The sequence below is a fragment of the Nostoc sp. genome, assembly GCF_036917515.1.
Classification (GTDB): Bacteria; Cyanobacteriota; Cyanobacteriia; order Cyanobacteriales; family Nostocaceae; genus Nostoc.
Genome location: NZ_JBALDE010000171.1, coordinates 97,610 through 121,852 on the forward strand (window position 1 = coordinate 97,610; position 24,243 = coordinate 121,852).

The 24,243-nt window shown below is 40.8% G+C and carries 19 protein-coding genes and 4 pseudogenes; 9 read left to right on the plus strand and 14 right to left on the minus strand.

Translation table 11 applies throughout. From position 1 onward, the window contains the following. Positions 1-24: 24 nt before the first annotated feature. The 3 genes from pgl to V7K89_RS22275 form a co-directional block, all read right to left on the minus strand. On the minus strand, positions 25-747 hold the full coding sequence (pgl, locus tag V7K89_RS22265) for a 6-phosphogluconolactonase (protein WP_335190983.1): 723 nt from the start codon (positions 745-747) through the stop codon (positions 25-27). Between the two features lie 272 nt (positions 748-1,019). Continuing rightward, a complete protein-coding gene (gene rph, locus V7K89_RS22270) occupies positions 1,020-1,763 on the minus strand; it encodes a ribonuclease PH (RefSeq protein WP_335190985.1) in 744 nt (247 codons plus the stop codon). 117 nt (positions 1,764-1,880) lie between these two features. Further along, entirely contained in the window at positions 1,881-2,504 is a 624-nt protein-coding gene (locus V7K89_RS22275; RefSeq protein ID WP_335190987.1) for an adenylate kinase family protein, read from the minus strand. Between the two features lie 284 nt (positions 2,505-2,788). Between V7K89_RS22275 and V7K89_RS22280 the strand changes: the two genes are divergently transcribed. Continuing rightward, positions 2,789-3,325 carry a P-loop NTPase family protein gene (locus V7K89_RS22280; protein ID WP_335190989.1) on the plus strand — a complete coding sequence of 179 codons (537 nt, stop codon included), beginning with the start codon at positions 2,789-2,791 and terminating at the stop codon, positions 3,323-3,325. Positions 3,326-3,411: 86 nt separating this feature from the next. After that, complete coding sequence (gene dcd, locus V7K89_RS22285) at positions 3,412-3,981, plus strand: dCTP deaminase (protein WP_335191038.1); 570 nt, start codon at positions 3,412-3,414, stop codon at positions 3,979-3,981. Positions 3,982-4,004: 23 nt separating this feature from the next. On the opposite strand, the gene V7K89_RS22290 is transcribed toward dcd, so the two are convergent. The 4 genes and pseudogenes from V7K89_RS22290 to thyX form a co-directional block, all read right to left on the minus strand. Continuing rightward, on the minus strand, positions 4,005-4,376 hold the full coding sequence (locus tag V7K89_RS22290; RefSeq protein WP_335190990.1) for a hypothetical protein: 372 nt from the start codon (positions 4,374-4,376) through the stop codon (positions 4,005-4,007). Positions 4,377-4,551: 175 nt separating this feature from the next. Continuing rightward, positions 4,552-4,887, minus strand: a pseudogene (locus V7K89_RS22295) (XisI protein). Further along, positions 4,875-5,292: pseudogene (locus tag V7K89_RS22300) on the minus strand (XisH family protein). The pseudogenes V7K89_RS22295 and V7K89_RS22300 overlap by 13 nt, the downstream one beginning before the upstream one ends. A 135-nt stretch (positions 5,293-5,427) precedes the next feature. Continuing rightward, complete coding sequence (gene thyX, locus V7K89_RS22305; RefSeq protein WP_335190991.1) at positions 5,428-6,150, minus strand: FAD-dependent thymidylate synthase; 723 nt, start codon at positions 6,148-6,150, stop codon at positions 5,428-5,430. A 190-nt stretch (positions 6,151-6,340) separates the two neighbouring features. Between thyX and V7K89_RS22310 the strand changes: the two genes are divergently transcribed. Continuing rightward, complete coding sequence (locus tag V7K89_RS22310) at positions 6,341-6,556, plus strand: chlorophyll a/b-binding protein (protein WP_335190993.1); 216 nt, start codon at positions 6,341-6,343, stop codon at positions 6,554-6,556. 145 nt (positions 6,557-6,701) lie between these two features. After that, positions 6,702-7,283: a thioredoxin family protein gene (locus V7K89_RS22315; RefSeq protein WP_335190995.1), complete on the plus strand. Its 582-nt coding sequence runs from the start codon at positions 6,702-6,704 to the stop codon at positions 7,281-7,283. Between the two features lie 155 nt (positions 7,284-7,438). Here V7K89_RS22315 and V7K89_RS22320 read toward each other — a convergent pair whose 3' ends face one another. The 3 genes and pseudogenes from V7K89_RS22320 to acsF all read right to left on the minus strand — a co-directional run bounded on the left by V7K89_RS22320 (position 7,439) and on the right by acsF (position 11,061). After that, on the minus strand, positions 7,439-7,951 hold the full coding sequence (locus tag V7K89_RS22320; RefSeq protein WP_335190997.1) for a hypothetical protein: 513 nt from the start codon (positions 7,949-7,951) through the stop codon (positions 7,439-7,441). A gap of 784 nt (positions 7,952-8,735) precedes the next feature. Further along, a pseudogene (locus tag V7K89_RS22325) lies at positions 8,736-9,607 on the minus strand (IS630 family transposase). Positions 9,608-9,984: 377 nt separating this feature from the next. Next, entirely contained in the window at positions 9,985-11,061 is a 1,077-nt protein-coding gene (gene acsF / locus V7K89_RS22330; RefSeq protein WP_335190999.1) for a magnesium-protoporphyrin IX monomethyl ester (oxidative) cyclase, read from the minus strand. Positions 11,062-11,743: 682 nt separating this feature from the next. Here acsF and V7K89_RS22335 point away from each other — a divergent pair. Continuing rightward, positions 11,744-12,241: a TM2 domain-containing protein gene (locus tag V7K89_RS22335; protein ID WP_335191001.1), complete on the plus strand. Its 498-nt coding sequence runs from the start codon at positions 11,744-11,746 to the stop codon at positions 12,239-12,241. Positions 12,242-12,300: 59 nt separating this feature from the next. On the opposite strand, the gene V7K89_RS22340 is transcribed toward V7K89_RS22335, so the two are convergent. Beyond that, entirely contained in the window at positions 12,301-13,134 is an 834-nt protein-coding gene (locus V7K89_RS22340; RefSeq protein ID WP_335191003.1) for a DUF2996 domain-containing protein, read from the minus strand. Positions 13,135-13,322: 188 nt separating this feature from the next. Next, positions 13,323-14,378 (minus strand): annotated as a pseudogene (locus V7K89_RS22345) (DMT family transporter). A 257-nt stretch (positions 14,379-14,635) separates the two neighbouring features. On the opposite strand from V7K89_RS22345, the gene V7K89_RS22350 reads away from it, so the two are divergent. Both V7K89_RS22350 and V7K89_RS22355 read left to right on the plus strand, forming a co-directional pair. After that, the gene (locus V7K89_RS22350; RefSeq protein ID WP_104906199.1) at positions 14,636-14,998 is read left to right on the plus strand and encodes a hypothetical protein; all 363 of its coding nucleotides are present in this window, start codon (positions 14,636-14,638) and stop codon (positions 14,996-14,998) included. Between the two features lie 1,111 nt (positions 14,999-16,109). Beyond that, entirely contained in the window at positions 16,110-17,087 is a 978-nt protein-coding gene (locus tag V7K89_RS22355; protein ID WP_335191005.1) for a water stress protein WSP1, read from the plus strand. A gap of 357 nt (positions 17,088-17,444) precedes the next feature. On the opposite strand, the gene V7K89_RS22360 is transcribed toward V7K89_RS22355, so the two are convergent. After that, a complete protein-coding gene (locus V7K89_RS22360; RefSeq protein ID WP_335191007.1) occupies positions 17,445-18,608 on the minus strand; it encodes an NYN domain-containing protein in 1,164 nt (387 codons plus the stop codon). Positions 18,609-18,671: 63 nt separating this feature from the next. Continuing rightward, on the minus strand, positions 18,672-19,544 hold the full coding sequence (locus tag V7K89_RS22365; protein ID WP_335191009.1) for a M15 family metallopeptidase: 873 nt from the start codon (positions 19,542-19,544) through the stop codon (positions 18,672-18,674). 386 nt (positions 19,545-19,930) lie between these two features. On the opposite strand from V7K89_RS22365, the gene mnmG reads away from it, so the two are divergent. Both mnmG and V7K89_RS22375 read left to right on the plus strand, forming a co-directional pair. After that, on the plus strand, positions 19,931-21,853 hold the full coding sequence (gene mnmG / locus V7K89_RS22370; RefSeq protein ID WP_335191041.1) for a tRNA uridine-5-carboxymethylaminomethyl(34) synthesis enzyme MnmG: 1,923 nt from the start codon (positions 19,931-19,933) through the stop codon (positions 21,851-21,853). 436 nt (positions 21,854-22,289) lie between these two features. Continuing rightward, positions 22,290-23,645, plus strand: a complete 1,356-nt coding sequence (locus V7K89_RS22375) for a hypothetical protein (protein WP_335191043.1) — start codon at positions 22,290-22,292, stop codon at positions 23,643-23,645. Positions 23,646-24,243: the final 598 nt, after the last annotated feature.

Genomic DNA, 24,243 nt, shown 5'->3' on the forward strand with positions numbered 1-24,243 from the left:
GCCCAATGCCCAATGCCCGATTGTTCAATGTTGAAGTTCCAAACCTGCTGCCGCATCTAGCAGCCACCAAAGTTCTCCTTGGGGCTGAATTAAGCGGGATGGGTAAGTGAAGTCATCGGCTACAGGTGCAAAAACTTGCGCTAAAGCTGGTCGTTTATTAGCACCAGCAACCAGAAAAATCACGCTACGAGCAGAGTTGATTAAGGGGTATGTGAAACTTATCCTGAGGTTTCCGTCTTTGTTACCCACAGTCACGAGGCGATCGCGTACTTTAAGAGCTTCTGTATGGGGAAACAAAGATGCAGTATGTGCATCATCACCCATTCCTAGTAATACTACATCCAAGGGGGGAAACTCGACTCCAGAAGAATTGAAAAATTCTTTGAGTTGTTGTTCATACTTGACAGCAGCTAGTTCTGGATTTGCTTCTAAAGTTGGTACGGGGTGAATGTTAGCCACTGGGATGTCAACACGATCTAACCAAGCTCGACGCGTCATCAGTTCATTGCTATCGGGATGATCTGGTGGTACGTAACGCTCATCCCCCCAGAATATATGAATTTTATCCCAAGGCAGTTTTTGAGTAGCGATCGCTTCGTATAACGGTTTAGGTGTACTGCCGCCAGACAAGGCGATGGTAAACCGCCCCCGCTGCTCAATGGCAGTTTCTAACTTAGACAGGATTAATTCTAGCGCTCGTGCAACCAGCGCTGGCTGATCCGGTAAAACTTCAACGGTTTTGTTCATGGCTTCATCATCATATTGCTGGCTTCTGGCAATACAATACCGAACTTATTACAATCCCCCTTTTTAACTTTTGAAACATTTAACATCGTAGATTAAGTAAGCTGGAAAAACGTACACCTCCTTATCACCCTCAACCGTAAGTTGTCAGTAGTCAGTCGTATTAACTACTAGCCACTCTCATGATTATTTTTACTTACATCCAGTTACTTGATACTTTGTTGATTAACGCCACAAAGGATACGTTTATTAATTCTTATTAAAAATTAATAAAACTAATTAATCACATACAACGCTTCCCAGTTAGCGATCGCTTCACGTTGGGCAATTAACAATTCTTGAATTCCTTTTTGGGCGACATCTAGCAGTTGATCCAACTGAGTGCGGCTAAAGCTGCCTTCTTCGGCTGTTCCTTGGACTTCAATGATTCCCAAATGTTGATTCATCACCACATTAAAATCTACTGTTGCAGCCACGTCTTCGATATAATTCAGATCCAAAAATGGCTCTCCCTCCAGTAATCCTACGGAAACTGCTGCTACCTGTCCACACAAAGGCGATCGCTCCAATATGCCCTCTTGCAACAATTTAGAAATTGCATGAGCTAACGCCACAAACGAGCCTGTAATGGCTGTTGTCCGAGTTCCAGCATCTGCTTGCAACACATCAGCATCCACAGTCAGCGTGCGTTCTCCCAGTGCCTCAAAATCCACTGCTGCACGTAAGCTGCGTCCAATTAAACGTTGAATTTCTTGCGTCCGTCCAGATAATTTCAATAGTTCCCTTTCTTGGCGTTTTTGAGTAGCAGATGGTAACATCCGGTACTCAGCAGTTAACCAGCCGTTACCACTTCCTTCGAGAAACTTCGGAACTCCCTTATTAACGCTAACAGTACAAAGTACTTGAGTATCACCGCATCTTGCGAGAACAGAACCGGGGGCAAAGCGGGTGAAATTGGGGTGAAAGCTAATCGGACGTAGTTCGTAGGGAATCCGACCGTCAGGACGCTGCCAAGCCATTGGAATTGCCTCAAGTTTTACAATACTGCCTTAAGATTACCTTAGTGTTATTGGGCATTGGGCATTGGCAAGAATTCTTCCTAACTCCTAACTCTCCTACTCAGCACTCAGCACTCTTCAAGGAACTGAAAGCAGAGTCAAAATATTTTGCTGCACCATTTCTGGTGACTGGTCGCCGTTGATGGTCAATAAGCAGCGACGACGGTCGTAATATTCTAGGATGGGAATGGTGCGATCGTAGAATAATTCTACACGGCGCTGTACAATTTCCGGTTGGTCATCTGGTAGCGATCGCCCCAAGGATCGACTAACCATCACTGCTTCCGGGACTTGGAGATAAATTGCCCAATCTAGCTTTTGCCCTAAATCATCCAATAAAAAATCTAATTCTTCCGCTTGGAAGGCAGTACGGGGATAGCCTTCTAACACCCAATCGCAGTTAATATCTGGTTGTCTGAGGCGAATTCGGATCAATTCAACGATCATTTCGTCTGGAACTAACTCCCCTTTTTGCATGTAGGGCCGTGCGTGGTAGCCTAGTTCACTCAAGCTAGCGTAAACCGAAAGAGAAGTCCGAGAATCGGCTTCCAAGCATCGAAATTCCGGCAGGGGCTGATTACTAGATATTGCTGATCGTAAAATCTCACCTGTAGAAATTAGAGGAATATCAAAGTATCTGCAAAGCCTTTGTGCTTGAGTGCTTTTTCCCGATCCTGAACCTCCCAGAATCACCAATCTCACAACAATTTACTCCTCATCCTGTCAAATTCCCTACTTGCTAAGTCTGTTTTGCCTAATTGGAAATAGAAATTTTATGTTTTCATTTTTACAACTCATTTCAGAGAAAAGAGGAAAATTTAAATCAAAATAACTCTTGACTTCAATATAAAAGTAGTGTTTGACTAAGAATGCAATTTGCCAAATTCACCACACCTGTGAAAAACAGATAGATTATACAGGCAGATTTGTAATAATTACCGCCAGCACAAACCTTTAATTTATTGTAATTTTTTGAACTTTACCCTATGGTTGCCCAGCTAGAAACTCCAAGTATAAATTCACCCCTTACATTACCATATCCAGTTGAAGGGCTAGTGCAAGTTTTCACTAGCTCACATCGCAACTTTTTTACGAGCGTTATGGCGCAAGCACTGAGAATAGCTGGGCAAGGAACGTCAGTATTAATAGTCCAGTTCCTCAAAGGTGGTATTCGTCAAGGACAGGATCGACCTATACAATTAGGACAAAATTTAGATTGGATTCGCTGTGATTTGCCTCGTTGTATTGATACACCACATTTAGACGATACAGAAAATCAAGCATTACAAAAGCTGTGGCAGTATACACAACAAATAGTGTGTGATAGTAAGTATTCTCTAGTGGTGTTAGATGAGTTAAGTTTAGCGATTAACTTTGGTTTAATTTCTGAAACGGAAGTTTTAGCGTTTTTGGCAAAACGCCCTCCCCACGTCGATATCATTCTCACAGGGCCAGAAATGCCGAAATCTCTTCTTGATGTAGCAGATCAAATTACAGAAATCCGTCGGAGTTATCGACCCTAAACAAAATACTCAATTCACGATATCCTAGTAATTCTGTTTGAACTAGCTGTGAAGTTGTGATTAAAAACGATATCTGGATTACTGAAATGGCTCAACAAGGTCTAATTTCGCCCTTTGAGCCAAGTTTAATCCGAAAAGTGGAAAAAGATGAATCAGTAGCAGTTAAACATGTAATCAGCTACGGTTTATCTTCTTATGGCTACGATATACGCCTTTCATCAGCTGAGTTCCGCATTTTTCGTCACATTCCTGGAACTGTAGTTGACCCCAAAAACTTTAATCCCCAGAATCTGGAGCCGACAGCATTGCACACAGATGCCAATGGCAGTTATTTTATTTTACCTGCTCATAGTTATGGCTTAGGAGTCGCTTTAGAAAAACTGGAAGTTCCTAATAATATTACAGTCATTTGCATAGGGAAATCTACTTATGCCAGGTGTGGTATAATAGCGAATTTAACTCCTGCGGAGGCTGCTTGGCGTGGACATTTAACTCTAGAGTTTTCTAATTCCTCTAGTGCCGACTGTCGTATCTACGCTAATGAAGGTGTGGTGCAATTACTCTTTTTAGAAGGCGAACCCTGCGCTATCAGTTACGAAGCACGTCAGGGTAAATATCAGGATCAGCTAGAAATTGTGACTTTGGCTCGTGTTTAGACTGAATGATATCTAAACAAAGTTTACACAAAAATAGAACTTAAATCTATTTTGGCAAGTCCGAGTTGGTTTGCAATTTTGGCGTACTCATAAACTAAATAGTAGATATCAATAGTGAGAATATCGTTTGATACATAGTTTATTTTAGAAAGAGTAAAGCTTTTTTTAATCAAAGTTTTGGGAGGTAAACCAGGAAGTGAGAAAAAAAGACTTAGGTTGTAAAAATATCCGTCTAAAGAGTCAGAAACAGAACCGAGAAAAGAATAAATGCTCTTACCTCCACTACCGCCCTCAAACTGATAATTATTAATTCCTAGCTGATTACAGCTCTTTAACAGCTCAATAATTTCACTTTGCTTTGAAAGTAAAAACTTCTGCTCTACACTGATATTCATAAAATTTTGCGAATTCATCAAATTTTGTCTTGATTGTAGCTTAAAAAATTCTAAAGTTTAAAAATTTAATGACTCAATTTGCTTAAGGTGTCAACCTTGCCTTACCTAAACGCTGCTTTTCATACCATTGTGCGATCGCTCTGAATCCAGTTCCATAAATCAGATTGCGATCGCTTTATCCCACTGCAAATTCTGTTAGCTTTCGCATATAAGGAGGCTGATAAGCCAGCACTATATTTTGCTTAGGAATACCATACTCGACTAATTCATTAGCCACGCCAACCTCAGTACCGTCATACTGAATCCAAATCTTATCATCTTGAATATCTAAGTGAATTAAACAGCCATAAACCCGATGACGATTTTCCCAACCCGTATTCACAACTTAATAATGATCTTGTTGTCCATCAAAAATAGTTTGCCGTTCGATTTCACCATACGCAGGTTTAATCTGAGCATGACTTGTCAAAACTTGCTGAATAATTAGTCTATACTCTGCTAGTTTATCCATTGTACAATTACCTCATTTTCTGGGTCAAATACTAACAGTTTTAATTGATATTCGTGAATACTCAGTTATGGCAATTGCCGGGAGAAAAAATCTTCATAAGTTACTAGCGGAACTGCTAAATAGAGAACTCGCTCTGGCTCTTTCAGTTTTAGTGCTACTCGATAATTTAAACATTGTCCCAAAGTTGTATGAAACTCAGAAATCACAGAAGGAGCAACAAAACTCTTGATTTCTACAGCAATTCGCTCGTTTTGCTTTTGGGCAGCAATTAACCGTTCTGCACCCAGATCAATTTGCAATTGTCCATCTGCTAAATCAATAGACAGTGGATCTGTGTGTAATTGTCCAGCCATCTTTTTGCAAAGCCAATCTAACTAAATTATGGAAAATATCTTTTGCAGACATTCCTTGAAATTTTAATTAGAGATAGTCTAAACCTTTATCACATTCTAGCTCTAAGGCAAGAGTTGGAGCGATCGCACTGAATTAAACCCAAATTCGGAACGCATAAGCGCGTAAACGTAGGGAATTAACAGTATTCTAAGGTGCTAACCTTGCTTTACCTAAACGCTGCTTTTCATACCATTGTGCGATCGCAGGTGTCCAATCTTCAAAATGAGGCCACATCATTTCACACAACTTTTGAATTTCAAGTTGAGCATCTTTCTTATTTCTCAGGTCACAAAAATGCAAGAAAGACCTTAAATTGAAACTAACTACAAAATGCTGGCGGTAATCAAAAGGCACTTTACCTCTTGCGTGTTCTTCAGACATTCCCGCCTCAAAATCAGCTTTATATCGTTTAGCTGCTTCTAGACACCATTGCAAATCTACTGCTCGTTGCTCTGGTGAATAATGGTATTTTTTGCCTTGTCTATCAGTGTAATAACCAACAGGACGTAGGTAAAAAACATCTTCTATGTCTTTCTTACCTTCTACTACATCAATAAATTGGTTGCCTGTATATCTAAAAGATTGTACATCAAATGATACAGAAACACGATGAGTACGCGCCTGCTGCATCACACTATGGGGAAAGTAGCCACAGTTAAAAACAATTTGGGGATGCTCTAAAGGGCCATAGTGTCCCCTCTCACCCGCTAAAAGCCGCTTAACAATAACTTCGCCGCTTTGTGACTCCGAGGGCCAGGAGTCGCGCTCATCAAACACAAACCCATCAGTATAGTCCTGGTGCATCGCGGCATAAATCACCTGCTGCGGGTTTGGTGTTTTGGCAATAACCTCTACTCGAAATCGATGCATTAGTTTTTGGGAATGGATTAATGACTGAAAGTGCTTACACAGAAGGAGCGGAGCCTGTTTGTTAGACATAGCTTTGAACTCGATCTATCATATCTCTGGCTTGGACTTCTACTCGATCGGATGAAGATACTTTACAAAAATTAACAAGTTTGTTACAGTTATTTACATAAAGAGAAACAGAGGAAAATCCATGCGTACAAGTACTGCTATCATTGACGACCAAGGCAAACTGAACAACTTTGCGATCGAGCCAAAAGTTTATCTAGATGAGCAAGGCGATCGCACCGGCTTCACTCCTTATGCAGAAATGCTCAACGGTCGTTTAGCAATGATTGGTTTTGTCTCTCTGATAGCATTAGAAGTATTCACAGGACACAGTATTGTTGGTGTTTTGGCAAATCTCTAAAAACTAATTTATTTAACAAAATTCTCAACAAATATAAGAGACGGGAAATTTCCTGTCTCTTAATTTATGGAAAACTTAGTGCTAAAGTGAAAATATACTGATAACAAAAGCCGTTAGTTATCAGCGTAAAAATATTGGATGAACTATGGCTTTAACTGCTTCAACTATGTTGCCACTAGGCACTAAAGCGCCAGATTTTAATCTACCAGAAGTAGTATCTGGAAAGGCAACTTCACTTTCTACCTTTGCAGATAAAAAAGCACTGTTGGTAATGTTTATTTGTCGGCATTGCCCGTTTGTAAAACACGTCCAAAAAGAATTAGTGCAGTTAGGAAAAGATTATTTTACAAGTGATTTAGCGATCGTTGCCATCAGTGCTAACGATGCAAAGAATTACCCAGATGATGCGCCAGAGTCGTTACAAGTATTTGTTACAGAACAAGGGTTTAATTTTACCTTATGTTACGACGAGAGCCAAGAAACAGCGAAGGCTTACACAGCAGCTTGCACGCCAGATTTTTTTGTATTTGATGGCGATCGCCAACTTGTTTATCGGGGACAATTAGATGATAGCCGCCCCAGTAATGGTAAACCCGTAACAGGTACAGATTTACGCGCAGCCATTGAAGCAGTGTTAGCGGATAAACCTGTTACAAACGAGCAAAAGCCGAGTGTTGGTTGCAACATTAAATGGAAACCTGGAAACCAACCCAGTTATTTTGGTTAAGAAGCATTGGACATTGGGCATCCCTTCGGCTTACCTCGGCTTCTTTACGAGACGCTACGCGAACGCTCGGCACAATTCGCTCAGGCAAGTGGGGATTGGGCATTAGGCATTGTGAAAACTTGTCCCTACTCCTTACTCCCTACTGCCCACGCCTATCAATGTTTAATTTCCAAATTCAGTATATAGCATCCTAATTGGACTTTTTCTGCCCACAATTCATATTCCAACCGCAAATGCTCTGGCAAGGGTTGTCCATTGAGAGTTAGGCTACTAGTAAAGTTTCGTAAACGAATGGGATCATTAGGTTGTAATGACTCAGTTGGTAACCAATAGCGACTAATGCCATAAACACCCTGTTCCCAAAAGTGACGGTAACTCACTTGAGCGTTACCTTGCATAGTCATGATGACTCGGTAAGGGGAAATCTCCAGCCACAAAATTCTGGGACTGTTAGGGGCGTAAGCTTTGCTCTTAGTTTGAGCAAGTGTGTCTTCTGGACTTATGACACTCTCTACTTCGCAGCTAATTAAAGGCGGTGCGGTCATCAGTAAATGGAATCGCTCGGTATCTTTTTGATACAATGTTGCGGCAGTTTCGACAACAGACCAGATTGGTAGGTCAGTGGAAATAAGTGATAAGCACACGGGCTTGCGGTGATGGGTGAGCATGGGAGCGATAAGGGCTAAAAGCTATTGAACAAAGTGAAATGGACACTCTAGCTATCTAATAGGTCAGGGTAAGAAACTAAATAGTAAAGCAGGCTTAATATTAATGAATCCGCTGATTTGTTAATAAGCTACACAAATCTAGATAGAAACAGGTAGAATGTCAGCTTACACAGCAAAAACGATACTTTATTCTAGAAAGAGCTAATTCCTAAGTAAAGCTTGTAAATATTCTAAGTCTATAGCCTCAAAACAGTGGCAGTCGTTTTAGATGTTAAAAACCTTCTTCAAGAAGACTTACCGGAGATTGGAGTAAGTTTCATACAGCCAAAAGCGATAGGATACTACCAAGGAAGTCACCAGAAGCGACAAACTAAGTCGCTGATGAACTTCCGGTGTATTCAAATGCCAGTGTATCCTAATGTTGGCTTCTGTTATAACCGTAGAAACTCACGAAAACCTTTCTCACCAAAATATTGCTGAGTAAAAAGTAAAATTCATTGACTCAGCAATATTTTGGTCTGCCCATTGCGCGTCTGGCAAAGAAGAAAGAGCAAAGATTTCCATTTCAAAGTAGCAAAATATGAGTAACCGTGTGAAGTGAAAGTTTCATGTACGGTTTCAGGTGAGAGGTAAACCAGCCTCGAATTGTTAAATCAGAATGGAAAAATCAGCTGAATTCAAGGTATTTATTACTAAACTACACCTAACTATCTCCGATTTTTGCCTAACAGTAAATTAGCGATCGCAGTACTAATTGCTTGACATATAGCCGTAGCCATATTAGTTAGGACGCTGCTTGCTTGAGAACAGTTTCAATTGCATCGCGTAAATTATTGGATGTGGGTAACACCTTGCGAACCCTACTTTTGAAAGTCGCCCAACACTTTTCAATCAGATTGAGGTTTGGTAGGGCGGCTGGTAGACGACCTGACACCCTGTGGCTTCATTAATTGGGCAATCTGACCGCCATGATGAAACGTCGCATTATCGACTCTTCCCCCACTCACCCAGACGCAACACCGGAATCAAGCAAGTTTCTAGCCAGGTTTGAAACACTGTACGGTTACAAGCCCCCTCGACCGTAAATGGCGCAATCAATTGTCCCTCTCGATACCCAGCAATCAGATTAATGCGACCTTGCCGCCGACCCGATTTCAGGTCGTAGAAGCGTTCCCCAACAAGGGAGTAGCCATCGCCGTAATTATCCGTTCATCCATGCCAGACTGATCAACATATACTTGATGGGGAGCTTTGGGATTTTCCAGTTGTGCTAAGAAGGCTGCCCGTTTCGCTTCATCTCGTTGACTATATCCGTATATTTTTTTTACGTGTATGTCCTATCTTTCCTAATGCCCTGGAAATCGTGCGTTGGCTAATCTGCCCGTCCCATAGTTGTGCCATTTGGCTCTGTTGTTTATCTCCATGCTGTTTCACAAAGCTGCGAAACTTTTCCCAATCGTTGATTTTGCCCTTCTGCGGCGATGCTTTCCTCTGTTTAGGTTTGACATCACCTGTTTGGGCTTTGCGCTGGAACCACAAGTTAATTGTGTTGCGACTGATATTGAATAGAAGGCTTGCTTCACACTTCTTGAGACCGTCCAACTCAATCGCTTGCATGACTTTTTGCCGGAAATCATCACTATAAGCTTTAGCCATTGAAATGGGGTAGACGCTATGACAACTTTTTTAGTTTACGTCCTAACCTTGTTGGCTATAGCTATACCCCTCTTCTGTCACTTTCCGGGAGGGCGATCGTGCTTAAGCCTGATGAGGCAATCAATACAAGCTATACTATTAGAAAAAAATTGGTCTTGGATTTGTTATTAGAAAAGAATCGCACGATGCCTGCGGTTTTTGCTAGCCTACGCTTGCTATACAAAAGCTCTAGAATTTAGAAATGGCAAATGTTTTCGGAGACTGACACAAGAGGGATACAAGTAATCATTGACTATGGGAAATTACCTCGTTGACAAGGACAAAAAAGTGGCTCTGCAATTAGCAGAACCACCAAAGCTTTCGCAAGCCTGTATAACTTAACGAACTGCCCCTTGAGCAGAAACAGTATCAATCGGTTTCATCAGGTACAGCCGCAATAACTGCCAGCCAGTAGAGATGTAATGCGGCAGTTTTTGGAAAAATTGCAGGAATTTGGGAATGTTGGAGTTAGCGATCACACCCAGCTTCTCGTTATTGCTTATACAAACATCCAAGCGCTCATAAAACTCTGGATTCTCTACATCCAGCATTAGTGGGAATACCCGACCTGCGTTTTCGTTGGTCTTCTTAATTACATGGATATCGTATTCTCGCGCATCCAATCCCAGGGTGGCATAAAAGTCCTTGCGTTGGATGTCATTAAGATACATAGTCGCAAACACCGACAACAGGAAGAAGCGACTCCATAGCCGTGCTTTCCAATCATTCAATATTTGCGGCTGGGATTTCATGATGGCATCAAAGAAATCGCCGTGACGGTTTTCATCCTGACACCAGTTCTCAAAGAACCGGAAGATTGGATAAACCCGGTCTTCGGGATGTGCTTCTAAATGGCGATAAATGGTGATGTAACGCCAATAACCAATTTTCTCAGAAAGATAAGTAGCGTAGAAGATGAATTTCGGTTTAAAGAAGGTATAACTGCGACTCTTAGTCAAAAACCCTAAATCTAGGGACAGATTAAAGTCCGATAAAGCTTTGTTCAAAAAGCCAGCATGACGCGCTTCATCCCGTGACATCAGGTTAAAACACTCTGCCAAGACGGGGCTTTTGCCTTTTAAGCGACGACCAAGTTCTTTATACAGCAAAAAGCCGGAAAACTCTGCCGTACAAGAACGTTCTAGAAATTCAACGAACAATCGGCGAGTTTCTCCGTCAATATGATCCCAGGATTGTTCAAACTCGGCATCCCGAACAAAGTGGTGGCGGTTGTAGTCAGTGCGGAACTCTTCAAGAATGGCTCTTAACTCATCTTCATTGACGGAGATATCCATCCGTGCCATTTCATCAAAATCGGTAGTATAAAACCGAGGTGTTAACAGGGTTTCTTTTGCCGGGACTTTAATCCCTGGCCGGATTTCTTCAAAGCCTGGTTTTTTGAGGGAATCTACCATGTCTTGATTTCTCTTTCGTCTTTATTATCTTAAGTAGACCTTTCGGGTGACGCTCCTACGTCTCTACCGCCACGGTAACGGCAGTTCTTCATGGGGAAACCCCGTTGGCGCTAGCCTCTCCCTTTAGGAAAAGACCCGACTGCCTCACCAGAAATGCTCTGGCAAACCGTAACAGCCCACAATAATCGAATTGTATAAAGTTCAGTCTACCAAGGTGCGGGTGAGAAATTTGTAAGCAAAACATTAAGAGTTGCAACAATCATTCAATATTTGCGGAATCAAAAATCGCAGATTGGTAGTCAAATAAATGTAGTTGAGTGAGCAGCATTATTTTGAGCGAGTGGAGTAGTACTTACCTCTTGATTCTCAAAGCACTACTATCTCAGTAATTTTCTGTGGTTATTACTAAAATAAATTCATGGGGTTTTATTAATACGTTGATCGCCTTAAAATTAACAATCCATGAGTAGCATAATTACTGAAAAAGTATAAGCAGTCTAGTGATATCTTGCACATGCCCACAACTTCAAATCAGAGTTGTAGCGAACAGTAGTGTCCACTAGGAAAATTGCTAGCAAGCAACTGATGCAAGATATAAATCTAGCTATTAGTACTTGGTATAAAAAATAGTCCAAAAAACTTATCTTAAACAACAAGAGTAAATCCAAAGGGTTGAAACAAGATGAATCTTGAAAACAATCAGCAGCGAAAAGACCGACTTCTTGTCTCTTATATCTTGTGTGCAGTCGGATTTCTGGGGGTGGGAGGATTGCACCGTTTCTACAATGGTAGGATCGTAACTGGTTTGTTTTGGCTGTTGACTGGTGGTATGTTTGGTATAGGGCAGTTTGTGGATTTGTTCTTTATCCCCAACATAGTTGACGAATACGAACACAACCTGAGATTAAGAGCGGGTGTATCTCCCTTTGGTGTGCCGTTGAATCAAGCAGTGGTTGCTTCTCAAATCCATCGACCAACGGGCAACCAACTCATGGTGAAACTGATTGAAGCGGCGGAAAGTAAGGGTGGTATTTTAACTGTCACTCAAGGCGTAATGTTCACGGGAGCTAGCTTTGCTGAAGTGGAAGCTACACTCAAAGAGATGTACAAATCAGGTTATGTAAAAATTGATAACGACCCCAATACTGGAGCCGTTACCTACCATTTCCACGAACTTTAATTGTTATTTGTCATTTGTCATTTCTTAAAAATTAATGACCAATGACCAATGACCAATGACTAATTTCTACCTAACCACTTTTGACCGTCCAAGCGCTGAACTAAGCCATATACCAATAAATCGAGGGTAATTTTGCGCTCATCGATTAAGAATGACTCAAGAGTACTAGGTTTTTTGCCTTCATTACAAGAAAATCCTTTTTTACCTTGAATATCTTCTTCGGGGAAATACAGGTTAAACTGACGCTTACCAATTTCTGACCAACTGCCGATAATTTGCCAGCATTCTTCGGCGGATTCAAAGCCAGTAATTGGTACTTTTTGCTTGGCAAAAGACACCTGTAAATCTTGTACGCCTTTTTGAGCGATCGCTTTTTGTAAAGCTGGCAAGTAGTCTTGCTCAATGAACTCTACAAATGGCTTATTTTCAACAGCTGGGGGTTTTTCCTTTTTAGCGGCTTTAGCTGCAGCGGGTTTTTCTCCTGTTGCGTCGTCGGCGGCTGCGGGTTTTTCTCCTTTTGCGGCTTTAGCGGCGGCAGCGGGTTTTTCTTCTGTTGCATCGTCGGCGGCTGCGGGTTTTTCTCCTTTTGCGGCTTTAGCGGCGGCAGCGGGTTTTTCTTCTGTTGCGTCGTCGGCGGCAGCAGGTTTTTCTCCTTTTGCGGCTTTAGCGGCGGCGGGTTTTTCTCGCTTGGGTGGTACAGCAGCTGGTTTAGCAGCATTGGGGTTATCTTCGGGGTTTGCGGCTTTAGGATCTGGCGCGTTGGCAGTAGGAATATCTGTGGCTTCGGGTGAGTCTGTACTAGGAGCGTGTTCTTCAGCTACACTGGGAGCTTGCTTGTCAACAGTGCTGGGAGCTACTTCTCCCGCTTGATTGTGATTGGTTGGGTCTGCCATTGCTCAGGTCAATCCTTTAATCTAGCTTTGGGAGCGATCGCTCACCTTGATGTATCGGGTATTTTTATTTTGACATACTAGTACTGCAAGGCGGAATTCCTAATTCGTAATAACGCTCCTGCGGACGCTCGTACAGTTACAAATAACGCAAAAGCTTAGGATATAAGCTTTTTTACCCTCCGCCTCTTTCAAATTCCTTTGAATCCCATACCAGTTTCTACTTGTTGCTGTGCTGGAATAGAACTCACTTTGTTAGACGCAATGCTAAAAGTCTGACGCCTAGTGCCAACTTGGCTCAAGAATATGCCTACTAAAATCAAGCTACCGCCAATATATTGAGGTTGGGTAGGGGCTTCACCCAAAATTAAATAGGCTGCTATAATTCCCACAAGTAGGCCAAATGAGCTAACCAAGGAAGCCGAAGCAGTAGAAGTTTTTAAGCCTTTAATCCAAAAAGACTGGCCTAGCACCACAATCAACCCGCTATAAAGAAACATCCACTGCCACAAGAATGGTGAGAGGACACCAGCGAAATGATCCCTGCCATAAAGGATTAAAGCAATAAAGAAAAAGATTACAGTTCCTAATGCAGTCCGAAAAATGCTATAGATTCCCAAAGGAATGTGCGAAAGGTGTTTCTTGCTAATAATCGTAGAAGTGGCTATAGCCACAGATGCGGTTACGGCCAAAAGTTCCCCTATGCCTAAACCGAAACCTCCCATGTCATCATGGTTTCTGTTGGAGGCTGAAGAATAATAGTTAGAATAACACCAACAAAAGCTGCGATCGCACCAAGAAATTCCCAAATATTTACCCATTCTCTTTATAACCAGACTGATAAAGCCAGAGTTAGAGGCGGTTCCAAGCGTCCCACCAAAATGACATTGTTCACCCTTCCTTGTGAGTGCCAGTGCCTGGAAAATTAAGCTAGGGGCTAACGCTCCAAATAAAATAGCTACTGCCGTTAGCCTGACCCAATCCTTCCTTGAGAGTTACTTTAAAGTAGCTTTGTTCCACTGCCGCCCATAGATTAGGAGCAGAAGTATCAAAGCGCAAAGGTTTCCCACAAATAAAACATTACACAAAGAAATCGGATTGCGATTGTCAATAAAATGTTGAGCACCAATTTCTGTTAGTTTCCGGGTAACAGCGCTAGATGCTCCAAAAATTAGTATTGCTAGCCAAAGATATGTTTGTCCTGAAATTCTATGGATTTGGTGAGATGGTCTTTTGGCTCTAGTCACAATAACATCACTGCAATGAAAGCATTGCTCATTATATTAAGTTACGCTCACGCACTTCAAAATGAGGTTTTGTTGAGAAAATACTTAAATTATCCTAGTGACTTTGAGCAGCCATGATTACCTGAGAAAATGCTGAGAATTCACTAAATTTTCTCAAAGGATAAATTCATGAAAATAGTGGCTTAGTTTCAATAAGCTCTCACTGCCACCTGAGATGCTTGGGGTGTTCAGGATAAAACAAAAAAGAGAAGTAACAAATGAAACTCGCACCCTTACTTACGAGTGTAGCCTTGGTTGGTTTTTTCACAGTTTGGGACGTACCATTAAAGGCGATCAATCCGTCATTAGTGCAAGCATCAGCAGCTGAAGAAATGTCTGTAGCACAAAAATTAGACTTGCTTACTAAGAGTAAGGGTCAAATTGGTAGTGGCGATCAACTTCGTCGTTTCTTCTTTGGTGACTTGGAACCAATCGGTATCCAGGTTGGTGGTGCAGGTCATGTAGTTAACCTTTATAACAAAGCTAATGATGTCACCTTCGCTTACTGTTCGCATTACGATGTGATTGTTGCCATTAAAAAAGGTAAGGTAACTAAATTTGAACCCAGTGAAGTGAAGTAATAATAAATCCACTTTCTAATTAATATTTTGCTAAAACTAGAGGAGCAATTCGATTAACATCTAGGTTACAATATATGAAGAAAAGCCCGGAGTAACGGAAACGTCTCCGGCTTAATGCTGTGTCTTTACACTTTAGCAAAAGTCTGATTTAGTCTTCCTAAAAAATAATATTAAGTTTTTAGAACACTCAGGTTAAAGTCAAACAGTGATATATGAAAACTTTTTTTATTTTGACATTAAACTTTTATTTAATTATCCCTGTCCAAGTTATTTGAAAGTGAGTGGACTAAAAGCGATCGCCCGTGAAGATAAATTATTTAATAGCTATTAAATCAATCTAATTCTGACTGTACTAATACTTTTAATAACTGTATAAATTAACTATAGTATTTTATTTAGTAAATTCTGTTTCCTTGTGAAAGTCTACAAAATCAGACTTGGCAAGACAAAAGGATTGAGTAAATTGCTCTATGCAACCTCAGAGGTAATCGGTAGCGGTTTCACAAGGATAAATCCTACTTCTATATTACTTTGCCTCAATGTGCTTTTTTGTTGAAACAACAGAAGAAGTATATCAGCGAGTGAAAGCATTTAGCAACTACTAAACCTTAACCAAGATGTTATTAAACCTTAATATTAGTTAAATATAGTCTTGTTAAGATAACTCTAAATACAATTTACAAGCTTAAGTTTCGACTTATAACTGGCAATTTAAAGATGCTTAATTTTCGGCTCATTGTAATCTAGTTTGGGAATAATAGGTTTCCAAAAAATGTCTGAAAGTGTAACTTAATGTAGTTTTAGGAATTCTATCTCCGAGCATCAAGTTATCACATATCCTACTTTCAGAAATTGAGTAAATACATAGTAATTACAACAATCTTGAGTTAAGTAGTCTTAGCTTGTTTACAGTCAAAAGTTTAGCAGTATGTATTTCAGTTTGGCAAATTTCTCTGCTATATAAGCAAAGTAAGATAACACGGACTAATCTTAAATCTCAACCTGGGAAGGTTAGCTTTGTTTGTGTCGTACAAGCTTTTAGTCAGATAGTAATTTGCATATTTGGAGTGTTCCCAAAAGTTTAACAGGTTTCAATAAGGAGAAAATTCTCATGGCTCTTTACGGCTATACGATTGGAGAAGATCGTGACCAAAACCCTAATAATGGCAAGCAACTTGACGTTTACCGCTTTTTGATCCCTTCTGCACCTGGAGGTACTATTACTCCCACACGAGTAGGTACAGTCAATATTGCAGGTACTGTTACTAACGCAGATCTAGAAGGTTTGGCAACTAACCCCACTACTGGAAGGGTAATTGCAGTTAACGAAGCACGGGCTACTGCTCTTCCAAATAATCCAGGTCCTGTTATTGTCGTTAATAATGTAGATCAGCCTTTTGCTCCAGCCCAGGTCTCACCAACTCCTACACCATCTAACCTAGTGCGTTTTGGATTTGAGTCAGGTGCTGACTTTAGTAAACAACAAAATGCTCTGTACAACATTTCAGGAAATAAAACTGCTAATCTTGGTGGAGAACCAGTAGGAAGCTCACTTTATAAAATTACTACAGGTACCCCTGGAACTATTAGCCTTGTAGACGCTTTTGGCGCACCTACTACTGCTGCACAAACACAAGGAACTCAACCTACCAACCCTGGAAAATTTACCGATGGATTAGCTATCGACAATCTTAGTCCTGGTAACACTCGCGCTTTTGCTAGTGATTTCCATACTAGTGATGGAAATGGGAACAATCTTTACAAAGTCGATCTGCTCACTGGTCAGTTATCTGCGCCGATTGCTCTGAGAACTCCTTCAGGACAACCTTTGAATGTCAACGCAGATTCTGATTTGTCATTTACTAACTTAGGTTCTCAAAGATTGATCGGTTGGCTGGAAACTGGTGCTGTCTATGAGATCACAGGCTATCAAGATGAACTTGCTGCATCAGGTCTTGGTTTAGGTAGTGCCACAGGTACTAATGGCGCTGGCTTTGCAACCGCCACCTTACTTGGTAACGTTACTTTACCAAATGCTTTGGCAACAGCACCTGTTCAGTATGAAGGCTTTACGATTGTTAATGAATAACAGCCGTTAAGATGCTCTTTCTTCAACTCTTGTAATAAACTACTTTTACAAGAGTTGAAGAACGGATCTAAACATAAAAAAATTTTATTTGCCAAACTATTTGTACTTTTTGTAAAGACTAACTGGATTTTTATTTTTAAATTTATCAAAACAGAATATATACATCAGTTTTAATAACAAGTTCAATTTGGCACTTATAAACTAGTTAATACTAGTAAAGGAAATTAAGCTTGAGTGATAGTTGTGCATAGCGCAACCGTACATCTTGTTGTGGGCGTAGGCGTAGCCCACCGTAGGCATCGCCTGCAAATTACGCCAAGGTTCTAGCAACTTGGATTAATAGTCTGCCAAGCGGGATTATGATAGGTTAACGGAGTTGGTAGTAAGCACTTTAGTCACTATTTTTTTCTGAGGAGCAGGTATAGGTATAAAACAATCACAAACAGACTTGAGAATACGATTAATTTGTCCTTCGTAAGCACATCCAATTACAGTCTTTCCATACTCATGGAGCTTTTTAGCTAAAGCGGCAAATGCACCATCACCTGATACAATAACGAAAACTTGCAACGTAGGACGATTCTGGGCTAATTCCATAACATCAATGGCTAGTTGCATATCTGCTGCATTCCGTTTATGGCTGTAATCAAAAATTTGAATTGCTTCGATGCCAAGTTCTTGAATTTCATTCTTGAGTAACCTTAATCGAGAATCACTCCAGTCGGCATAAGCACATTGGATAGCAATTTTATGAACTAGGTTAGTATTTTCTAGATTTGTTTGAATTTGTTTCAAAGAAAAATTTAAGTTAGGGTTGCTTCTACCCATTGTTAAATTTTCAATATCATAAAAAATAGCTGTATTGAACTGCCCAATATTAGGTGAAGCATGAGCCGTGGAAGCAAACTGCTCTATACGAATCTGACGCTGCTTTAACTCTTTTAACTCAGCGATTAAAGACGTTATTTCTGGCGCTGACTCTGAACTACTCGTTTCCTCTTTTAACTCCGTAATTGTTGTTGTTAAGTCATTAACTTGTAATTTTGCTTGTTGTAATTCTTCTTGTAACTGCTCAGTTAATGTATTAATCTGACTCTGGGTTTGGACAGTCTGCTCTCGCAGTTCACCAATGGTTCTGGAGAGAATATACTGGCGTTGCTGATAAGCTGTTACTAAAGCTTGCTGAACGATATCCCATTCTTGGGGAAAAGCCTCACGGGTACACACTTGCAAAACTGTTTCATAACCTGCGATCGCAATTTCTAAATTACTAGCAATGTTACCTTGTTCAAACTCTTGAATAATGGTACTCAGTTTGATAATGACTCTAGCTAAATTAATAGCAATTGCAGGTTCTTTAGCAAAGCGATCGCCTACCCATTTTCGCAATTTTAAAGCTAAATCCTCGTTGAGTTTACTTAAGTTACGTTGCAGAATTGGATATACTTCCTGATTTTGATAAGTCGCTCTTAATAAATCAATTAGGAAGTCTTGCTCTTGGTTAGCAGCTTCGTTTGGCATAGCTAAATCCCTGACAATATATCTTTTAGGTTAGTATTCCCAAGTTTTCATGTTATCTAACAATTAAAGTGGCGTCATCCAATAGGTAGTACCTCGAATAGCTTGTTTTTTAAAACCAAATAAAGGTAAATTATCTTCAGGCAAACCCACATAAGTCCAATGTGTAACATCATTTTCTACAGTTTGAAACCAACCATTTTGATTAAGAGCTTTTCTCTGTTCTTTACTGCCTACGCGTAAATCAATTGCTAATCCCCAAAGATGCTGTGAAGTTCCAGGAGGTGCAACTAAACCGAGAATTTTTGTTTCTTTACCTTGTTGAACTTTTGCTAAAACTTGGTTATTAGCATATTTATTCCAAAATTTTAAATTCGTGTTGAAAGTGCGAGTACAATCACCAGATCCATAACCAGATTTTAGCGGAATTTGTTGCTGAGTTCGTGCTTTATTTAAAGCATCAGCTGCGGGTTTTTGTAGAAAACAGTCGTTAGTACCATCAATATGACCCATTGTTAAAGTAGCTTGAAACTCTTGGGTTTCTTGTTCATTAGCAAAGATATCTTTTTGCGGTAGTTGAATCCTCATATCTGGATTTACGAATACTGCGCCATAGCTTCGCAGCAAAGTATACTCATAAGTACCAGGCTGGGGAATTGTGGATAATTTTCTAGCGATCGCAGATAAAAAACGCTGTTGAGCATTTAATTTGGGATCGGGAATAAATGGTTCTGATGTTGTCTTTTTAAAGGTATCTGTACAAGATAATGAATCATTACTCAAGCATCTGTTTAATGGTTGGGCAGTTATAGCAACTTTGTGGTGGGTAATCTCATTGCTAGCTACTAATACAAAAATCATCAGAATAACGATACTGATGAAACTTGTTTTTCTAATAAATCTAGTAATATTTTTTTGATTTTTGAGAGTTAGTTTCATTTTTAAATAATTACGTAATTAATTCCAGACTAAAATTAATCAAATTTAGGTAAATATCTATTTTAATAAGTAAAATTAATAAATTATTTAGAAATATTAGTTTATAATTTATCTAAATAGTGGAAAATGTCTAACATACAATAGTTATGAATTAATTTGTGTTAATTGCTAACGAGATGAACAATAGCTGCGCTCGCAAAACCGGAATGTTGTCACAAATTTTAAAAGGATGATATTTTCCACTTCCTACTAAATTTAAAAAATAGAATCTTACCTTTAATTGAGTACTAGTAAGTTTGATAACTTGTTTATCAGAAAGTTACATCCATGAAACCACTGGAACAGTTAAAATTGAAAAGAACTCTAAGCTTGCCGATCCTGTAAGTATGACCATGCACAATTCCGTTGAATTCCAAGACGCTTTTGATGTCATAGTCGTCGGTGCAGGTCACTCCGGTTGCGAAGCAGCTCTCGCCTCTGCACGCCTCGGTTGTCGTACCCTGCTATTGACGCTCAACTTGGATAAAATCGCTTGGCAACCTTGTAACCCAGCAGTAGGGGGCCCGGCCAAATCTCAGTTGACTCATGAGGTAGATGCACTTGGAGGGGAAATTGGTAAAGTAGCAGACCGCACTTATCTGCAAAAACGCATCCTCAACTCTTCACGGGGGCCTGCTGTTTGGGCATTACGCGCCCAGACTGATAAGCGCGAATATGCAGCAGTGATGAAAAATATTGTCGAGAATCAAGAAAACTTGACAATCCGCGAAAGTATGGCAACAGATTTGGTGCTGGGCGCTAACAATGAAGTCATCGGCGTTGAAACTTATTTTGGTGTAGGGTTCCAATGTAAAGCAGTCATCTTAACAACTGGCACCTTCCTGGGAGGCAAAATTTGGGTTGGTAACAAATCAATGCCAGCTGGACGGGCTGGAGAATTTGCGGCTGAAGGATTGACACAAACTCTAAATCACCTGGGATTTGAAATCGGCAGACTTAAAACTGGAACTCCAGCGCGGGTAGACAAGCGATCGGTAGATTATAGTAAAATGCTCATTCAGCCAGGGGATGAAGATGTGCGCTGGTTTAGCTTTGACCCAGATGTGTGGGTTGAACGGGAACAGATGCCTTGCTACATCACCCGCACAACTGCCGAAACCCATCGCCTGATTCAGGAAAATTTACACCTATCCCCAGTTTATGGCGGTTGGGTGGAAGCCAAAGGGCCACGCTATTGTCCCAGTATTGAAGATAAAATTGTCCGCTTTGCCGATAAGGAAAGCCACCAAATCTTTATTGAACCGGAAGGAAGGGATATACCCGAACTTTATATTCAAGGTTTTTCTACAGGGTTGCCAGAAAATTTGCAACTGCAAATGTTGCGGACTCTCCCCGGTTTGGAAAAATGTGTGATGCTGCGTCCCGCCTATGCAGTGGAATATGACTATTTACCAGCAACTCAGTGTTACCCCACACTTATGACTAAGAAAATTGCGGGGTTGTTTTGTGCTGGGCAGATTAACGGCACTACAGGTTATGAAGAAGCCGCAGCCCAAGGGCTGGTGGCGGGAATTAACGCCGCTCGATTTGTTTGCTCTCAAGAAATGATTGTCTTTCCCCGCGAGCAAAGTTACATTGGGACGCTAGTTGATGACCTGTGTACAAAAGACCTGCGAGAACCTTACCGGATGCTTACCAGTAGGTCAGAGTACCGATTGCTATTGCGTTCTGATAATGCCGACCAACGCCTGACATCCCTGGGACGAGAAATTGGTTTAATTGACGATCGCCGCTGGGATATGTTTACCCAAAAACAGGGTAATATCACCACAGAAAAACAAAGATTGCAAAACACACGAGTTAAAGAACATGATGAAATTGGCATAGCGATCGCATCTGATACCCAACAAGCAATTAAAGGTTCGATTACCCTCAACGACTTGTTGCGCCGTCCGGGATTGCATTACGTTGACCTCGACAGATTCGGACTGGGAAACCCTAACCTCAACCGGGCCGAGAAAGAAGGCGCAGAAATTGACATCAAGTATTCTGGCTATCTCGCTAGGCAACAAAATCAGATTGACCAAATTGCCCGCCAAGCTCACCGCCAGTTACCTGGAGATTTAGACTACACAACAATTGATACTCTTTCTAAAGAGGCACGGGAAAAGCTGACTCACGTAAAACCACTTACCCTTGGTCAAGCTGCACGTATAGGTGGTGTAAACCCAGCGGATATTAACGCCTTACTATTATATTTAGAATTGCGTAGAACCAAGACCCAGTCAGAGTTTCCAGCGTTAGCTTAATACAAACTTGATAAAGACTGAGTATAGTAGTAGAGAGAGAGATTGGTATGATAGATGACATAAATATTAGTAATGGCATCATCAACAATCCCTAGATGAAAGTTGAGTTTAATGACAACACTCAATCAACTTATCTTAATTAAGATGGGGGATTGGAGTTTCATTATTCAAGAGGCAAAAGGCAGGAGTAACCCATGTGCTACTGCATAGGATTGGAGCAAGACCAAAGACGGAGCAGCTCCACTCTTTGTATCTTGCTCAACACGTTTCAATACAATTCTTCTTTTTAAGCTAGGTAATTACCCAAAATAGAAGTTTTTATTCATACTTCTCTCTTTCAGTAATAACTGCCCTCTACCTGCTACCTCCTCTGATAATCCTAATTCCAGGCAGTAGGGGTGGCGTTTACTTGTCCAAGCAACAACCCAGAACGTCTATGTTACAAGAAGCCAGCACCCGTCTCATAGTACCAGAACCATCAGAGGACTTAATCACCAACGAGCCTTGGTCGATAGAAAACTATGCTGATGGTCTAATGGATGAACTCTTTGCCGATATCGACTACATTCTGGATGCTATTGGTAATTTACCTTCTCAAACTGTTAGGCACAGTAGTCAAAACAAATCAAACCACTCTGTTGCTGGAGTTTTTGCCCAAGCTCAACGCCAATCACCTCCAGAACCCGTGCTGCAAACAGTTACGATACCACAGATTATCTTACCGAACACACTGAACCAAGCAGTACACTCAGTTCCTCAAGATAATCACAAGCAATTGAATACCGTTATATTTGATCCCGCTACTGTTAAACCAGTTAGTAGAAAACGTCAGAAAACTAGTTCAGTTTTGGGCAAACTGCTGATTGTCGCAACAACTTTAGGCGTGGCGATCGCTAGTACGATCTACTTGGTGCAGTCTGGAGTCGTATATCTTTTAAATACCAAATTGCCGGAATCAGCGCTGATAGTGCCGCAACCGCAGTCACGATTGCCTGTAAAACCAGAAATTGAGGCAGAGTTAGTTGACTATATGCTCAAAGCACTGGTTGTTATAGACAAGCAAGAAGTAAAAAGCAATCAAAAATCTTTCAATCCAGCATTTTCCAGTCAGGCAAATACTAACCAAATATCCCTTGGTCGTGAGCAAACAACTGGTAATCTACCAGCACTTCCACTTCTAGCTAATAATACACCACCAGCCCCCAACCGTTCTGGAAGTGTTGTTGAGCGCATCTATGTCCCTGTTTATCAAGCGCCGTCACCAATGCGCTATACCCTTCCTGCCATTCCGGGGACTCCCACACTTGTACCACAAGTTGCCAGTACATTACGGGTATCTCAACCTAATGTTGTGAAAACTGCCCTGAATACAGTGCGACAAGCTGCCAAGCCTGTAACTGTCAATATGTTAGCTGCCGCTGTCCAAGCCGAACTCAAACCTGTGGCAGCCAAAACTGCACCTATTACCGTACGCCAAACACCCAAGCCTCTGCCTGCATTACCAGTAGTTCCATTACGCGCTGCACTCGCCCCATCAGAACCAAGTATTACCCAGGAACAAGTATATCCGGCAACTGCGATCGCAGAAGCTCCGAGTAATACCTTAGAAGGATTGCTAGAGTTGGGCAACAAATCTGCCGCCTTATTTAAAATCGATGGCGTGACTCGCCGCATCAATATGGGTGAAAGTATCGGTTCCAGTGGTTGGACGCTAGTAGATGTCAGTAATGGCGAAGCAGTCATCCGACGTAATGGCGAAGTGCGATCGATTTATGCAGGACAGAAACTATAAATTTTTTAACCCACTGCTTGGTTAAGGAGAGTTTAAAGATTAAACTTATCTATCACTATTAACATGACTGCAACCAGCAATAATTGATTGAAATAATTTGATTGCGTCAAATAGTCCTCTATCTCTATTGGCACTGTTAAGATTGCCTAGCATAGCTCATGCGATCGCGTTTAGTTTTAAAACCATCAGCCTTATTGGCAGTAAGATCGCTTTTACCTGAAATACCACAATCTTTAATCAATATAAGAAGCAGAAAATCAGGTTTTTAATGAATAATTGAATTTACCTACCTAAAGATAGTTTACATAAATAAATTTCAATGTTAAAACTATAATTTATGTTGATTATAGTTCCACTACAGGGACTACATGGAAACTTCCATTTTGCATATATCTTGCTTAAGCAAGATATATTTAGCTAAAAAAGTTGGTTTGCTAATTGATGTAATTCTCACACCTTATACCATTTCTTTGTGAGGCTGCGCCAAATTTCCTTTTTTCCTTTGTGTCCTTCTCTGACAAGACGCTACACATAGCTTGCTTCTCCGTAGGAGTATGCGCCCTACCCTGCAGGTTCGCTCTTAGCCTCTTCGTCAGAG

Coding starts and splice junctions, on each gene's coding strand:
- rph (WP_335190985.1), bottom strand. CDS start 1,763: ATGGCTTGGCAGCGTCCTGACGGTCGGATTCCCTACGAACTACGTCCG.
- V7K89_RS22315 (WP_335190995.1), top strand. CDS start 6,702: ATGGCTTTAACTGCTTCAACTATGTTGCCACTAGGCACTAAAGCGCCA.
- acsF (WP_335190999.1), bottom strand. CDS start 11,061: ATGGTAGATTCCCTCAAAAAACCAGGCTTTGAAGAAATCCGGCCAGGG.
- V7K89_RS22310 (WP_335190993.1), top strand. CDS start 6,341: ATGCGTACAAGTACTGCTATCATTGACGACCAAGGCAAACTGAACAAC.
- V7K89_RS22365 (WP_335191009.1), bottom strand. CDS start 19,544: ATGAAACTAACTCTCAAAAATCAAAAAAATATTACTAGATTTATTAGA.
- V7K89_RS22355 (WP_335191005.1), top strand. CDS start 16,110: ATGGCTCTTTACGGCTATACGATTGGAGAAGATCGTGACCAAAACCCT.
- V7K89_RS22360 (WP_335191007.1), bottom strand. CDS start 18,608: ATGCCAAACGAAGCTGCTAACCAAGAGCAAGACTTCCTAATTGATTTA.
- V7K89_RS22320 (WP_335190997.1), bottom strand. CDS start 7,951: ATGCTCACCCATCACCGCAAGCCCGTGTGCTTATCACTTATTTCCACT.
- mnmG (WP_335191041.1), top strand. CDS start 19,931: ATGACCATGCACAATTCCGTTGAATTCCAAGACGCTTTTGATGTCATA.
- V7K89_RS22350 (WP_104906199.1), top strand. CDS start 14,636: ATGAAACTCGCACCCTTACTTACGAGTGTAGCCTTGGTTGGTTTTTTC.
- pgl (WP_335190983.1), bottom strand. CDS start 747: ATGAACAAAACCGTTGAAGTTTTACCGGATCAGCCAGCGCTGGTTGCA.
- V7K89_RS22340 (WP_335191003.1), bottom strand. CDS start 13,134: ATGGCAGACCCAACCAATCACAATCAAGCGGGAGAAGTAGCTCCCAGC.
- V7K89_RS22375 (WP_335191043.1), top strand. CDS start 22,290: ATGTTACAAGAAGCCAGCACCCGTCTCATAGTACCAGAACCATCAGAG.
- V7K89_RS22290 (WP_335190990.1), bottom strand. CDS start 4,376: ATGAATATCAGTGTAGAGCAGAAGTTTTTACTTTCAAAGCAAAGTGAA.
- V7K89_RS22335 (WP_335191001.1), top strand. CDS start 11,744: ATGAATCTTGAAAACAATCAGCAGCGAAAAGACCGACTTCTTGTCTCT.
- dcd (WP_335191038.1), top strand. CDS start 3,412: ATGGCTCAACAAGGTCTAATTTCGCCCTTTGAGCCAAGTTTAATCCGA.
- thyX (WP_335190991.1), bottom strand. CDS start 6,150: ATGCATCGATTTCGAGTAGAGGTTATTGCCAAAACACCAAACCCGCAG.
- V7K89_RS22280 (WP_335190989.1), top strand. CDS start 2,789: ATGGTTGCCCAGCTAGAAACTCCAAGTATAAATTCACCCCTTACATTA.